This window comes from Acetobacter sp. UBA5411, from assembly GCF_002409645.1.
Taxonomy (GTDB): Bacteria; Pseudomonadota; Alphaproteobacteria; order Acetobacterales; family Acetobacteraceae; genus Acetobacter.
This window is the reverse complement of record NZ_DHNR01000037.1, coordinates 1-14,665: the sequence shown is the minus strand read 5'-3', so window position 1 is coordinate 14,665 and position 14,665 is coordinate 1. Positions and strand designations below refer to the sequence as shown.

Here is a 14,665-nt window from a genome sequence, read left to right as displayed (position 1 = left end):
GCAATGACCAGTGGCGTGACGGTCATGGTTCCCCTCCATGCTCGGTTTCGGGCCGACGGCCCTGCCCATGCACCAGCACAATCGCGAAATAAGGACAGTCCTCGTTGCTGGCCTCGGCAAGGCGGATCACCCGCTGGCCGGGCATGGTGCCACGCTCCACCAGCCATGCATCCTCAAGCCGACCGGAGGCAGCTAGAGCGCGGCGCACCTTGGGCAGGTTCCGGCCAGTCTTCATCACCACCAGAGCATCCGCGGCCCGCATATGTTGTGTCAGATCGGTCTCCGGCATCGTGCCGGTCAGCACGGTGAGCACATCGTCGCCCCATGTGATCGGAATGTTTGTGGCGTTCCAGCAGCCGGTCATGCCGGTGATGCCGGGAACGACCTCCATCTCGACGTGGCCCTGAAGCCGTGCGTGCAGATGCATGAAGGAGCCGTAGAAGAACGGATCACCCTCGCACAGTACCACCACCTCCTGCGTCCGCGCCAGATCGGTCAGGCGGCCCGCCCAGTCATCGTAAAAGCTGGCCAGCGAGTTGCGATAGGCGGGACTGTTCACCGGCAGTTCGGTGGTGACGGGATATTCCATCGGATATTCGAGGATGTCAGGAGCCAGCATCCCCTCGACGATCCGTCGCGCCTGACCTGCGCGTCCGGCCTTGCGGAAATAGGCCACATGGCGGGCATTGCGGATGAGCCGGTCGGCGCGCACGCTGATCAGGTCCGGGTCGCCGGGACCGAGGCCGGTGCAGATGATCTTGCCGGACATGATGCTATTCTGTCCGACTGGCCAGCGCGTTCACCGCGGCGACCGTGATCGCTGATCCGCCCAGACGCCCCCGGACCGTCAATGCGGGGACAGGAAGCGCCTCCATCAGCGCGTCCTTCGATTCCGCAGCGCCGACAAACCCGACCGGGCAGCCGATGATCGCCGCTGGTCGCGGACAGGCAGCGTCTTCCAGCATGTTGAGCAGGTGAAACAGAGCGGTGGGCGCGTTGCCGATGGCCACCACAGCTCCTGCGAGATAAGGACGCCACAGTTCAAGCGCCATGGCCGATCGGGTGTTGCCGGCCTCGCGGGCCAGATCGGCCACGCGCGGGTCGTTCAGCGTGCAGATCACGTCATTGTCGGCGGGCAGGCGGGTGCGGGTAATCCCTTCGCTGACCATGCGCGCGTCGCATAGGATCGGTGCCCCGGCCTCCAGCGCCGTGCGTGCCGCGATCGCCATGTTGGGCGAGAAAGCGATGTGCTTTTCCAGACCAACCATGCCAGCCGCATGGATCATCCGCACGGCGACGATCTCTTCTTCCGGAGTGAAGCGGGCCAGATCGGCCTCTGCCCGGATGATGGCGAAGGACTGGCGGTAGATGGCAGCGCCGTTGGTTTCATACTGGTAAGGCATTTGGATTTTCCATCAGCGTTCCGGGATTGGCCAGCAACTGTTCGACCGTGAGAGGAGGGTGTGGGGGAGAAAAGGCGGCGTTGCCGTCTCTGACAAGGCCAAAGCCATGGGCTTGCGCCACGAGGGTCAGCGATGTCGGCCCGGGATGTGCGCACCCTTTCGCACAGCCGGACACATGCAGAATCTTGTCGACAGGGACGTGCGGCGCGAGAGCGCGCGCCAGCGGTCGCGTGGGTTGCAGGGCCTGGGTGCAGCCGGGCAGGCCGGGGCAGGCGATGACCCGCAGCAGCGGATCGTCCGGGCGCGTGATGATACCCTCGATATCTGGTGCGATCGTCTGCCCTTCGAGCAGCAGCATACGCCATGGTGTGACGCGCAAAGGGGCGATGTCGGCAAGGGCGGACAGGGTACGCGCCTGCATCTGTCCGAAGGCGAAGCCGATCATAAGCCCGGCGGCCGATGGACCGGGCACAGGAGGCGACATGTCGGTCATCGGTGCTGCTTCGAGTGCGGTAAAGGCGGAAGGCAGCGTTGCGCCATCAGCCAGATGCGCCGCCATCCGTTTCCAACCGCCGCTGGAGATGAACCAGCGGGCCAGACTGAGCGCTGTATCCACGGCTGTGTCCGCCGTAACCCGTGCGCCACTGGCAGCGCCATCGGCCCGGCAGAGCAGGTTCCCTGTTGCGTCGCGTTCGATCCGGATATCGGCAGAGACGTCCCTCAGGACGGGCGTTGCCCCGGTATCGACGGCAAAGCCGAATTTGCCGGGCAGGGCGAGCGTCCGGTCGTCCCGCAGTGCGCTGCCCAGCCGTTCGGCCAGTTCCGCCGTGCCGTCGCTGCTCTGCCAGAACGGCGTCACGACGATATTACGTCTGGCTTCCGCTTCAGGCGTCGCGTCGATGAGGCCCAGCGCAGCGAGGCCCGTGACAAGCGGAGCATAGGTCTGATCGGTAACGCCACGAATCTGGATGTTGGCCCGTGCAGACAGGTCGATCTGCCCATTGCCATATTGCTCGGCCAGCCGCGCGATACCGGCGGCCTGCGCCTGTGTCAGCCGCCCGATGGAAGGACGGACACGGACCAGCAGCCCGTCACCGGATAGCATCGGACGGAGAGCGCCGGGACACCAGCCCTTGACCAGCGGTGTGGTCATAGTGCCTCGCACAGGCTGGTGACGATGGTATTACAACGGATCGTCCACAGACTTGCTGCCGCGAACGTGCGGAAGCGACCGTGATTTTCGCGGAAGGCCACCTGCATGGTGATTATCCCTTCTGCCTCATCTGGCGCGATGGCGTGGTAGAGGCCGCTTCAGTGTCGGCTGGAGCAGAGACGGGAATTTTTGCAAAGCCGGTCGAGCTGGTCATGTCATCGCTCCTGCGGAGGGAGGCGGGCAAGGCTCTGTTTGCGGAAAATCTGTGAGCATTGGCTCCAAGGCACCAGACCGTCAGGGGTAGCGGCATAGGCGGCCGCGCCAGTCAGGATCTCGGCCGCATCGTCTTCACTGAGACGCCCGTAGACATAGCTCCAGCAGCCGGGTGCGGTTAGTGCTATCGCACAGCCATTACTGCAGGCGGACAGGCATTCAACCGGTGCGATGGTAAGATTTTCGGGCATGAGTTTACTGGCCAGCGCGCTGTAGAGGCGAGCGCCTGCCACGGGTTGCCCCTTCACGGTCGGTTGACCTGCGCGGCAGGTCGTACAGACGAGGAGTGTCGCGTTCATGTCCCAGCTCTGTTCAGCAACTGGGGTGCCCGCGGCCAAACCCCGACCGCGAACGGATAATGGGGAGCGTCCAGCCGGTTGCAGCGCACCCCGGCTGCCCGTTGTCTCGTTTATTGGCAGGTCTCCCGGCTCCCGGATTCAGGGTTTCCCCAGTGATCGTCCACCTTCCCGACGATGCGTCAGTGGCATTGGGCGATCTTTCCGGTAACGGTCGCGGGGGCGGCTGTGCTGGGGCGGTCCTTTCGGACAGGCCTGTCACATTCCCTCTTAGCTACTCCACAGATATTCTATAGAGCAGAACCAATAGCTCGGCTGTTGGGGCAATGCGTCTCTCATGTCAAGCGATGGAGCCGATCATGACCCATGCATGGATCCGGACGACGGCAACAGCTTGGGTGATATGCCCGTAAGGTTGGACGCAACAGGATCGTGACCTTCACGCAGGGAAAAAAGGGCTGCTGATCATCCGTGCCGAGGCAGGGGCAGTGAAATTCTTATCAGGTTTCGGGATGATCCTGCGCGGCGGTCCAGCTGCCTATCGGCAAGGGTTCTTCGGATACAACTCTTCGATAAAGCCAGATACTCACCGGCAGCGGATAGCCAATAAACGCTGCCTTGAACGGATATCGGATCTTTCTGCGTTCCCGCGCAAAGTAGTCTCATCGGCAGACAAGACAAAACGCCATAAAAAAAGCCGTCCCAAAAAAGGACGGCTTCGTAATGCTTAATAGAAGCAGACTTCAGCCCACCACCAGCTCTTCCGGCTCGCTGCGGGTCCGTTTGACCAGCAGCTTGTTCAGCGCGTGAATGTAGGAACGGACGGCGGAAACAACCGTGTCAGCGTCAGCGCCCTGACCATCGACCATCTTGCCTTCTTCTTCCAGACGCACGGTTGTGCGTGCCTGCGCATCGGTGCCTTCGGTGACAGCGCCGACAGAGAACAGGGCCAGACGCGCATCGTGCGGGAAGGCGCTGCGGATGGCGTTAAAGGCCGCATCGACTGGACCGTTGCCGTTGGCTGTCGTTTCCACGGCTTCACCGTCAATTTCCAGAACCAGCGTGGCTTCGGCTGGGCGCTGTGAACCGGCGACGACATCCAGCGACAGGAAGCGGATACGGGCGTGATCGCGGACTTCATCATCCACCAGCGCGATGATGTCCTCGTCGTAGACAACCTTCTTGCTGTCAGCCAGATCCTTGAAGCGCTGGAAGGCTTCGTTCATCTTTTCGTCGCTGATCGTGTAACCCAGCGCCGCCAGCTTGTCGCGGAAGGCCGCACGACCGGAATGTTTGCCCAGCACCAGCGATGTCTTGGACCAGCCGACGCTTTCCGGCGTCATGATCTCATAGGTTGCGGCGTTCTTCAGCACGCCATCCTGATGAATGCCGCTCTCATGCGCGAAGGCATTACGGCCGACAATGGCCTTGTTTGGCTGGACGTCAAAACCCGTTGTCGTGGACAGCATCTTTGACAGCTTCAGCAGCTTCGTCGTTTCGATGCGGTTGGTGTAAGGATACTGGTCGTGGCGGGTGCGGATCGCCATGACGATCTCTTCCAGCGCCGCGTTGCCTGCGCGTTCGCCGATGCCGTTGATCGTACACTCGATCTGGCGTGCGCCACCGCGCAGGGAGGCCAGTGTGTTGGCTACACCCAGACCCAGATCGTTATGATTGTGGGCGGAGAAAATGACCTGATCCGCACCTGGCACACGCTCCTTCAGCATGGAGAAGATGCGCTCCATGTCTTCCGGCGTGGCGTAGCCAACCGTGTCAGGGATGTTGATGGTGGTGGCGCCAGCCTTGATTGCGGCCTCGACGCAGCGGCATAGGAAATCCGGCTCGGTGCGGGAGCCGTCTTCCGCTGACCATTCGACGTCGTCCGTCAGGTTGCGGGCAGCCTTGTTGCCGGTGGTGATGATTTCCAGAACCGTCTCAGGCTCCATCCGCAGCTTGTATTTCATGTGCAGCGGAGAGGTCGAGATGAAGTTGTGGATACGACCGCGCTCGGCGTGCCGGATGGCGTCGCCCGCCGCCTGAATGTCGTTCTTGCCGCCGGAACGGGCCAGCGCGCAGACAACCGAGCCTTTTACGACACGGGCGATTTCAGCGACGGACTGGAAGTCACCCTTGGAGGCAACGGGGAAACCCGCCTCGATCACGTCCACGCCGAGGTCAGCCAGCGCTGCGGCCATGCGCAGTTTCTCTTCCAGATTCATGGAGAAGCCGGGCGACTGCTCGCCGTCACGCAGCGTTGTATCGAAGATGAAAACCCGGTCGTCGGTGATGCGGCCGAAGGAAGGATGGTCGAAGGTCATGAAAAGCCCCGGTATGACGTGTCTTGGTCCCTGTTTCGTCCTTTTAGGCACGAAACGCTCTGCTGACGATATCCCCTAAGCGTTATCGGCAACGCATGCCGATGGGCGCGCTCAGGGGCGGATAAGTCGAAGGAGAAGCTGGGAGAGGCCGCGCGTGGTCGTGGCGCTGAAGCGCTTCATCGACTCGGAACGGGCGGCGGCAATAGTCATGCTGGTCAAAATACTGGATCAGCAGAGAGATGCAACCCAAAGATGGATGCAATCTGTGTGTGCAGAGTGGGTGCCTGTATGGGGCAGACTTTTCATCGCAGGGTTACGCCTGACAGTGCAATCTGTCAGGCGTAACGTCAGGAGGGCTCAGTCCTGCAGCGGGAGGATGAAGGTGCCATCGTCCAGCTCGGTGCCGCGCTGGGCAGCATGAGCGCAAGATGCTGTGCGAACGTCGCTTTCTGCCGCCGTCAGGTCAAACATCTGACCCGGACCGACCATCAGCTTGCCGACGCCACCAGCAGCATAGGCAGGGTCGTTTTTCACATCGGCGCGCTTGGCCAGCGAACGACCGAGCGAACGAACCGTGGTGTCGTCATCGATATCGTGCGCGTAGCAGTAGTACATCAGACCGGCGATGTTGCCGACGGAAGCGTTGTCCACTGTCGGGCCGGGTCCAACAGGAGCCTCAGCCACTGAAGGAGCCGCTGCTGGAGCCGCCGTCTGGGCAGACGCCACACCAGCGACCAGTGTCAAACCGCATGCAGCTGCAAGAGCTGCGGATTTGCACAGTGATTTCATGAAAAATCTCCTGAAAGCCAAATTGCCGCACTAGTGTTGGCTTCTCTCAGGGTGGGAGCAAGAGGTCTGGATGCTGGTCTGTTATGCGGAAGTTCTTCTGATTTTTGGCTGTTTACCATCAATTCGGACTGGATCGGTCTTTAATTATTCATGAATGTGCTTTTTGTGTGTATAGTTGTCTTTCATATCGTGAATGATTTCTTTTCTGAGTGCAGCTGTTTCGATAGGCTATCGACCTGTCTCCGGTTTCTTGACTGCGCGTTGAGAAGCAGGGGCTTGTTGGGTTCGGTTCAGAACCGGGGTTGGTGAGCCAGTCTTGCTTGAACGCAGCGCGTTTCAGGGAAACGTTCAGACGCCTCTGGCCTGTCGCGGGTGCAAAGTTAGAAGAACATCGACATCAAGCTGGGAATGTCTGTGTTTGACGCTTCAAACCGAAGCACGCCTCATTGGCGGTAGGTATGATGTTCTGTTGGTGTGTGGGTTTCCGTTGCTTCGATCAAGCAGGTTTCCCTTCGCAATGCCGGAAAACTGCTGACGTTTTCTTCTTGATTCCTGGTCACATAGAAAAATACCGATTTGGCGAATGAAATATATGTGAGTCCGATAAACTTAATTTGTGGATAAAACATATTCGTTTTGTATTGAAGTTCGTGATGTCGTATGAGAGGTTATTTGTGTCGGATAAGAACAATAAGAAATGGCGGCGACCTTCGGGTCGCCGTTTTCATGTTCTCTTCTTGGAAACCGGACTCAGCGGGGCTTCTGTTCAACGCCTCCTGACGACAGTCCGGTAATGCAGGCGATCATCACCTTGAGTCCTGAATGTCAGGTGCATGCATTGCCATTATGCGCCGATGCTGGAACACAATGACCCGAACCTGCATACAGGCAAGCCCATTGTGAAATAGGGCCAGAGTGAAGTCGAAAAGCGTGCTTCCTGGCATCCTGAAGCATGAAGTGCTGTCTCAGATAGGTTTTTGGTGAGTGTCAGAAAGGCAGGAATTCAGCAGATGCTACAAAAGATTCAGCCGGGTACGATTTTCAAGGAAAATCTCCAGAAACTTCCTTCCATTGAGGGAGTGCAGCGCATCGACCTGCTTGACGGTGCGGGTAAGGTCGTCGCGAGTATTGAAAACCAGCCGGGAAAGCAGGGCTCGCTGGCTGTTTATCAGTATCTCAAACAGGTTTTCGGTAAACTCGACGCAAACGCTGCCGAGCATGGTCTGGCTGTATTTGGTGAGCATACGCTGGACGCACGCAATCGACCAGGAGCCCATCCCAATATTGATCGTTTGCTTGAAGTCGCTGCTGGCGAAGCACCGTTGGAGATCGAGGTTATTTCGGCTCAGTAAACGACGGTCTTCTGTAAAAGTATCAGGGCTTTGCCCCGAACCGCACAAAGAGACGTCGTTCCTTTGACCCAAGATGTAAGAAACCTCCTGCTCCGAACGGTTCTGCCAATTTTACGGAGCAGGATAGAACCGCCTCACCACCCGCTCCATGGTGAGCCCCTGCACGATGATGGTGAACACGACGACACCGTAACAGATTGGCAGCACCAGAGTCCGCAGATCACCGTCCGGCAGACCAAGCGCCAGCGACAGCGAGATGCCACCGCGTAGGCCGCCCCATGTCAGGATGCTGAGCAGTCTTCCCTTGTCCCAGTGCCTCAGATGGAGAGGCAGTGTTGAGAGAAACACGCTCAGGCCACGTCCCAGAATGGACAATGGGACAACAAGAAGCATGGCCGTCAGCGAAGAGAGATGCAGCGGAATTTCGAGAATCTCAAAGCCGATCAGCAGAAACAGCAGAACATTCAGCACTTCGTCGATGAGCGTCCACGCGATGTTCAGCTCCTTGCGTCCGTGCTCGTCAAAGATGGACTGGCTGTAGTGCGTGCCGAGGCAGAGGCCGGCGACAACCACAGCCACGGCTCCTGACATGCCGAAATAACTGGCGACGCTGTATGTGCCTGTCGCCAGTGCGAGTGAGGCGATCAGTTGCGTATGTGCATCCTTGCTGGAGCGCAGCAGGAAAAGAGTCAGCCAGCCGGTCGCAGCCCCCAGCAGCGCGCCACCACAGGCTTCCCACAGAAACCCCTCGGCAATCTGCGTGAAGGTGACATGGCTGGCGTCGCCAGTCGCAAGGCCGATCGTCACGCCGAAAATGACGATGCTGATACCGTCATTGAACAGACTTTCGCCTGCAAAAATCGCCTGAATATCCTGCGGCAGGCCCAGACGCTGCAACATGCCGATAACGGCGACGGGGTCGGTCGGCGCAAGGATCGCGCCCAGTATGACGCACCATGAGAAAGGAACATTCATTCCCAGAAGCGGAAAGATGAACCAGACAGCACTGGCCAGCAACAGGACGGCGAGCACCGTCCCCAGAACCGCGAGCGCCGTGACGGATTTCAGCTTTGAGCGGAAACAGCCGAGATTGACTCCCAGTGCTCCTGCAAACAGCAACAGCGATAATGCTCCATTCAGCAGGGCTTCCGGCAGATTGACGCTGCCAAGAACTGACCGTGCGAACACCCGCGGATCATAAGCCGGACAGAGCAGTCCGGTCGCAATAATCAGCAGCGACGCCGCGATGGATATCAGCATGACGCCGATTGTCATCGGCAGCCGGAGCCACCGGTCATTCACGATGCTGAAGACCGCAGACAGGGTAAGAAGAAGCGCCAACAGACCGAGAGTATTCATACTTCCCGGTCGCGCTCTGAGGCCTCAGATGTCAAGAAGAATGCGACAGACGACTCTCTTCGTCATATTTCGTCACAAAACCCTTGATGTGTTTTAGTCCTCGACCAGTTCTGACGCGCGATAACCCTGTGCGAACAGGGCAGTACGCAACGTGCCATGCTCAATCCGGTTCACAATCTCCCTCCGCACCACGGGCTTCGCGTGGAAGCCAATGCCAAGGCCCGCAGCCCGCAACATGGGCAGGTCGTTGGCGCCATCACCGATCGTCAGGGCCGCACTCAGAGGTGCGCTAGCGGTGGCAGCGATGCGGATGAGGTGCTGGAGTTTAGCGTCTGGACCGAGAATAGGTTCGCCGACCGTGCCATCCAGCATGTCACCTGTGACATTCAGGATATTCGCGTGGTTCTCGGCAAAACCGCAGGCCGCCCCAACGCGAGCCGTGAACCATGTGAAGCCGCCGGAGACCAGCGCCGTCGCTGCGCCGTTTGCCTTCATGGTCTGCACCAGCGTGCGGGCGCCGGGATTGATCTTCACGTCTTTCCAAGCGTCTTCCAGCAGAGAAGCTGGCAGATCGCGCAGAAACGCCACACGGTTGCGGAGCGAGGTCTGGAAGTCGATCTCGCCATTCATTGAACGGCGGGTGACGGCGGCGACTTCTTCCCCAATGCCCGGACGGATGCGCTCGGCGTGAGCCGCGATATCATCCAGCGTTTCATTGGCGACGATGGTACTGTCCATATCGGCCACAAGAATTTTCCTGCGCCGGTTTTCGCTCGGACCATACAGCACATCGATAGCGCGATCTGTCAGAGCGAGACGGATGGCGTCGATCTGCGCTGGCGTGAGCGGCGCGCAGGCGATATCGACAGCCTCGCCCGGCGAGAGGATGGTCGTCTCGCCCCCTGCGGCCAACGTGCTGGCCAACGCAATGTCCTGGGGCGTGAGGGATGTGGCTTCGCGGTTCGCGACGAGTGTCAGAATAGCGCTCATAATGATGCTGCGTGTGACAGGGTTGATGGCTGGAGGCAAGCGACAGGATGATGAAGAAAACGGACACCAGCCGTGCGGCGCTGATTGTCGCAGGGCCGACATGCTCCGGAAAGTCCGCGCTGGCCCTCGCTCTGGGCGAGCAGTTGAACGGCACCGTCATCAATGCGGATTCGATGCAGGTTTACCGCGAACTGCGTGTGCTGACCGCCCGCCCGACACCGGAGGAGGAGGCGCGTCTTCCGCACCGGCTGTATGGCGTCAGCCCGGCAGCCGAGGCTCGCAGCGTGGCGTGGTGGCGACTGGAAGCGCTGGCCGCGATGGAAGAAGCGTGGGCGGCGGGTCGCCTGCCCATTCTGTGCGGCGGCACCGGCATGTATCTGCGCGCCCTGACCAATGGACTGGCCGAAATCCCGGAAGCCAGCGCAGAGGCGCGGGAAGAAGCGCGTGCGCTCGCGGTTGATCCCGCCGCCCTGCATGACCGTCTTATGGCGGAAGACCCGGACACGGCGGCCGGGTTGCGTCCCACCGACCCACAACGTCTGGCCCGGGCGTGGGAGGTCTGGCGCAGCACGGGGAGGGGGCTGGCATGGTGGCGTGCGCAGCCGGGCCTGCCTGCGGCGGACTGTCAGTGCAAGGCGATCCGTCTCGACCCGGCACGGGATGTGCTGCGCGCCGCCATCGCCCGCCGCTTCGGTCTGATGATCGAGCTGGGAGCCATAGAAGAAGTCCGCGCCCTGCTGGAGCAGCACCTTGATCCTGTGCTTCCCGCCATGCGGGCGCACGGCGTGCCGGAGCTTTCGGCCATGTTGCGGGGAGAGATCAGTCTTGCCACGGCGGAAGAGCGGGCGGTGCTGGCGACAGGCCGTTACACCAAGCGTCAGGCCACTTGGTTCGCTCATCAGCCTCTCGTCAGTCCGGATGACACGATTATTATCGAAAACAGAATTGCCCTTAATGAGCAATTTTTGAAAAGAAAAATCCCGGAAATTATATCTTTCATGCAAAAGTAGGTTGACGCTCCGGCGGGTGAGGCTTAAACCACCCCTCCACCTTCCGACACTGACGCCGGAGGTCCAGCCCTGCCGATGCGCGAAACGCGGTCGGCTCAACACAGCAAACCCGGGTGAAAACAGGTCCCACAGAGACGGGTGCCCACCTTGCGGGAGACGACGATGAACGCCACCACACAGACGATTGCGACCCAGCCCGACGCCAGCACCACGCTGACCGGCGCCGAGGTGCTCATGAAGGTTCTTGTGGATCAGGGCGTCGAGGTCGTCTTCGGCTATCCCGGAGGCGCGGTCCTCCCGATTTACGACGCGCTGTTCCAGCAGGACCGCATCCGCCACATTCTCGTGCGCCACGAACAGGCCGCCGTGCACGCCGCCGAAGCCTATGCTCGTTCGACCGGCCGCGTCGGCGTCGTGCTGGTGACCAGCGGTCCCGGCGCGACCAACGCCGTGACTGGCCTGCTCGATGCGCTGATGGATTCCGTGCCTGTCGTTTGCCTGACCGGTCAGGTGCCCGTGTCGCTGATCGGTAATGACGCGTTTCAGGAAGCCGACACCACCGGCATCACGCGCCCTGCCACGAAATACAACTATCTGGTCAAGCGTCCGGAAGAGTTGGCCCCCGTGGTCAACGAGGCCTTCGAGATCGCCCGCTCCGGCCGCCCCGGTCCGGTGGTGGTCGATCTGCCGAAGAACATCACCGTCGGCCCGGCTCCCTATGCGCCGCCAAGCCGCACGCCGCGCGCGTCCTACCAGCCGCGCACCGAGCCGGACCGCAAGGCCGTCGCCCGCGCCGTCGCGGCCATGAAGTCGGCCAAGCGCCCGCTGTTCTATGTCGGCGGCGGCGTGATCAATGCAGGCAAGGAAGCCTGCGCCGATCTGACGCGGCTCATCCACATGACTGGCTTCCCCTGCACCGCCACCCTGATGGGCCTCGGCGCATTCCCCGGCAGCGACAAGCAGTTCCTCGGCATGCTGGGCATGCACGGCACCTACGAAGCCAATCTGGCCACGCATGACTGCGACGTGCTGATCGCCCTCGGCTCCCGCTTCGATGACCGCGTGACCGGTCGCGTCGATGCGTTCTCGCCGCACTCTTTCAAGATTCACGCCGACATCGACCCCTCGCAGATCAACAAGATCATCCGCGTGGACGTGCCGATCGTTGGTGACGCCGGACGCATCATCGCCATGATGATCGAGGAGTGGGAAGCGCAGACCGCCAAACCGGACGCGAAGGCGCTGGAAACATGGTGGTCCCGCATCAAGGCATGGAAGGCGCTTGACTGCCTGCGCTTCACGCAGGACCAGTCACCCGACGCCATCATCAAGCCGCAGCAGGCCATCAAGCGCATCTATGAACTGGCCGTCGAGACAGGCCGTGAGACCTTCGTCTCCACGGAAGTCGGCCAGCATCAGATGTGGGCGGCCCAGTTCTTCAAGTTCGAAAGCCCAAACCACTGGCTGACCTCTGGTGGCCTCGGCACGATGGGCTACGGCCTCCCCGCCGCCGTCGGCGCGCAGGTCGCGCACCCCGACGCGCTGGTCATCGACATCTCCGGCGAAGCCTCGGCCCTGATGAACATTCAGGAGCTGGGAACCATCGCCCAGTATCGCCTGCCGGTGAAGATCTTCCTGATCAACAACCACTATATGGGCATGGTCCGCCAGTGGCAGGAACTGCTGCACGGCTCCCGCTACTCCGAGAGCTATAGCGACGCCCTGCCCGACTTCGTGAAGCTTGCAGACAGCTTCCACGCGAAGGGTTTCCGCGCCACCAAGATGAGCGAACTGGATGATACCATCCGCGCCGCTCTGGAGTATGACGGTGCGGCGGTCATCGACATCTGCGTGGCGGAGGGAGAGAACTGCTTCCCGATGATCCCGTCGGGCGCGGCTCATAACGAGATGATCCTTGGCCCGGAGCAGGAACAGCAGGGTGCCGAGATCACGGATGAGGGGAAGATGCTCGTCTAGAGATCCTATTCCCGCGTGAGGTGCAGTCTTATTAAAGCACGCGCCGCACATCGCCCATGCTCTTCCCTTTTACGCCCGGCGCGGTTACAGCCGCCCGGACGTCGTAACGGATCGGACTCCGGATTCAGTCGATGAAGCATTTTTCTGACCTGTCGGTCCCGACAGCCTCATTCTCTCCCGACGGCCTCGCCTCGGGTGGCGAAAACATCACCCGCGCCGTGATCTCCGTGCTCGTGGACAATGAAAGCGGCGTTCTCGCCCGTGTGGTCGGACTGTTCTCCGGTCGCGGCTACAACATCGAGAGCCTGACCGTCGCCCCGGTCGAAGGGGGCGGCACACGCTCGCGCATCAATATCGTGACCTCCGGCACGCCGGAGATCATCGAACAGATCCGCGCCCAGCTCGACCGGCAGGTTCCGGTCTGCCGAGTTGCCAACCTGACAACGCTTGGTCCACATATCGCCCGCGAGATGGTGCTTGTGAAAGTTGTCTCCACTGGTGAGGCCCGTACCGAGGCGCTCCGCATTGCGGAAGCCTTCCGGGCCCGTGCTGTGGACACGACCGCAAGCTCCTTTGTGTTCGAACTGACGGGAGCAAGCGACAAGCTGGACAGTTTCATCGAACTGATGCGACCCATCGGCCTCGCTGAAGTTTCCCGCACCGGTGTCGCCGGTCTCACCCGAGGCCCCCGCACCCTCTGAGTTTCCTTTTCGGAGTGACGCCACAGGCGCGCTCCGGTTTCTGCACTGAAAGGCATACATTATGTCCATGCGCGTCTATTACGATCGCGACGCCGACGTTAACCTGATCAAGAACAAGAAGGTCGCCATCATCGGTTACGGCAGCCAGGGTCACGCCCATGCCAACAACCTGAAGGACAGCGGCGTCAAGGAGATCGTGATCGGTCTGCGCCCGACCTCCTCAGCCGTCGCCAAGGCCGAAGCCGCCGGCTTCAAGGTGATGACGCCTGACGAAGCCGCCAAGTGGGCTGACGTTGTCATGGTTCTGACCCCCGACGAAGGTCAGGGCGCGCTCTACAAGGAATCCCTTGAGAAGAACCTGAAGCAGGGTGCCGCTCTTGCTTTCGCGCATGGTCTGTCCATCCACTTCCGCATCATCGAAGCCCGTCCGGACCTCGATGTGTTCCTGATCGCACCGAAGGGCCCGGGCCACACGGTTCGTTCCGAATACCAGCGTGGCGGCGGCGTTCCGTCCCTCGTCGCTGTGGCTCAGAACGCTTCCGGCAACGCTCTGGAGATCGCTCTCTCCTACGCTTCCGCCAACGGCGGTGGCCGTGCAGGCATCATCGAGACGACCTTCAAGGAAGAAGTCGAAACCGATCTGTTCGGTGAGCAGGCTGTTCTCTGCGGTGGCCTCGTCGAGCTGATCCGCGCCGGTTTCGAGACACTGGTTGAGGGCGGTTACGCTCCCGAGATGGCCTACTTCGAGTGCCTTCACGAGATGAAGCTGATCGTCGACCTCATCTATGAGGGCGGCATCGCCAACATGAACTACTCCATCTCCAACACCGCCGAATACGGCGAATACGTCTCCGGTCCGCGCGTTGTCACGCCGGAAACGAAGGCAGAGATGAAGCGCATTCTGAACGACATTCAGGACGGCACGTTCGTGCGTAACTTCATCCTCGAAAACCAGTCCGGCAACGTCGGCTTCAAGGCCGTCCGCGCCCGCAACGACGCTCACCCGATCGAGGCGACCGGCGAGAAGCTGCGCGCCATGATGCC

General features: G+C 60.8%; 13 protein-coding genes and 1 riboswitch. Of the genes, 5 read left to right on the top strand and 8 right to left on the bottom strand.

Going from position 1 to position 14,665, the window contains the following annotated elements; translation table 11 throughout:
- Positions 1 to 22: 22 nt before the first annotated feature.
- The 6 genes from B3759_RS12775 to B3759_RS12750 all read right to left on the bottom strand — a co-directional run bounded on the left by B3759_RS12775 (position 23) and on the right by B3759_RS12750 (position 6,232).
- Positions 23 to 769 (bottom strand): precorrin-2 C(20)-methyltransferase, encoded by a 747-nt coding sequence (locus B3759_RS12775; protein WP_291366318.1) that lies wholly within the window; start codon positions 767 to 769, stop codon positions 23 to 25.
- A 4-nt stretch (positions 770 to 773) separates the two neighbouring features.
- Positions 774 to 1,403: a precorrin-8X methylmutase gene (locus B3759_RS12770; RefSeq protein ID WP_291366316.1), complete on the bottom strand. Its 630-nt coding sequence runs from the start codon at positions 1,401 to 1,403 to the stop codon at positions 774 to 776.
- Complete coding sequence (cobG, locus tag B3759_RS12765; RefSeq protein WP_291366314.1) at positions 1,387 to 2,556, bottom strand: precorrin-3B synthase; 1,170 nt, start codon at positions 2,554 to 2,556, stop codon at positions 1,387 to 1,389. Before cobG ends, B3759_RS12770 begins: the two co-directional genes overlap by 17 nt.
- A gap of 215 nt (positions 2,557 to 2,771) precedes the next feature.
- Entirely contained in the window at positions 2,772 to 3,128 is a 357-nt protein-coding gene (locus tag B3759_RS12760) for a DUF1636 domain-containing protein (RefSeq protein ID WP_291366312.1), read from the bottom strand.
- A 98-nt stretch (positions 3,129 to 3,226) separates the two neighbouring features.
- Positions 3,227 to 3,448: riboswitch (cobalamin riboswitch) on the bottom strand.
- A 420-nt stretch (positions 3,449 to 3,868) separates the two neighbouring features.
- Positions 3,869 to 5,443 carry a 2-isopropylmalate synthase gene (locus tag B3759_RS12755; RefSeq protein ID WP_291366311.1) on the bottom strand — a complete coding sequence of 525 codons (1,575 nt, stop codon included), beginning with the start codon at positions 5,441 to 5,443 and terminating at the stop codon, positions 3,869 to 3,871.
- Positions 5,444 to 5,800: 357 nt separating this feature from the next.
- Positions 5,801 to 6,232, bottom strand: a complete 432-nt coding sequence (locus tag B3759_RS12750) for a hypothetical protein (protein WP_291366310.1) — start codon at positions 6,230 to 6,232, stop codon at positions 5,801 to 5,803.
- 1,010 nt (positions 6,233 to 7,242) lie between these two features.
- Between B3759_RS12750 and B3759_RS12745 the strand changes: the two genes are divergently transcribed.
- Positions 7,243 to 7,584, top strand: coding sequence for a DUF2322 family protein (locus B3759_RS12745; RefSeq protein ID WP_291366309.1), 342 nt, complete (start codon positions 7,243 to 7,245; stop codon positions 7,582 to 7,584).
- Between the two features lie 111 nt (positions 7,585 to 7,695).
- On the opposite strand, the gene B3759_RS12740 is transcribed toward B3759_RS12745, so the two are convergent.
- On the bottom strand, positions 7,696 to 8,943 hold the full coding sequence (locus B3759_RS12740) for a cation:proton antiporter (RefSeq protein ID WP_291366307.1): 1,248 nt from the start codon (positions 8,941 to 8,943) through the stop codon (positions 7,696 to 7,698).
- Between the two features lie 93 nt (positions 8,944 to 9,036).
- The gene (serB, locus tag B3759_RS12735; RefSeq protein ID WP_291366305.1) at positions 9,037 to 9,933 is read right to left on the bottom strand and encodes a phosphoserine phosphatase SerB; all 897 of its coding nucleotides are present in this window, start codon (positions 9,931 to 9,933) and stop codon (positions 9,037 to 9,039) included.
- Positions 9,934 to 9,983: 50 nt separating this feature from the next.
- Here serB and miaA point away from each other — a divergent pair, with 50 nt between their 5' ends.
- From miaA to ilvC, 4 genes are all read left to right on the top strand, one after another.
- On the top strand, positions 9,984 to 10,943 hold the full coding sequence (gene miaA / locus B3759_RS12730) for a tRNA (adenosine(37)-N6)-dimethylallyltransferase MiaA (protein ID WP_291366486.1): 960 nt from the start codon (positions 9,984 to 9,986) through the stop codon (positions 10,941 to 10,943).
- A 162-nt stretch (positions 10,944 to 11,105) separates the two neighbouring features.
- Positions 11,106 to 12,920: a biosynthetic-type acetolactate synthase large subunit gene (ilvB, locus tag B3759_RS12725; RefSeq protein ID WP_291366303.1), complete on the top strand. Its 1,815-nt coding sequence runs from the start codon at positions 11,106 to 11,108 to the stop codon at positions 12,918 to 12,920.
- A gap of 131 nt (positions 12,921 to 13,051) precedes the next feature.
- Complete coding sequence (gene ilvN, locus B3759_RS12720) at positions 13,052 to 13,621, top strand: acetolactate synthase small subunit (RefSeq protein WP_291366301.1); 570 nt, start codon at positions 13,052 to 13,054, stop codon at positions 13,619 to 13,621.
- 67 nt (positions 13,622 to 13,688) lie between these two features.
- The coding region (ilvC, locus tag B3759_RS12715) for a ketol-acid reductoisomerase (RefSeq protein ID WP_291366484.1) at positions 13,689 to 14,665 on the top strand (977 nt) is incomplete at its 3' end.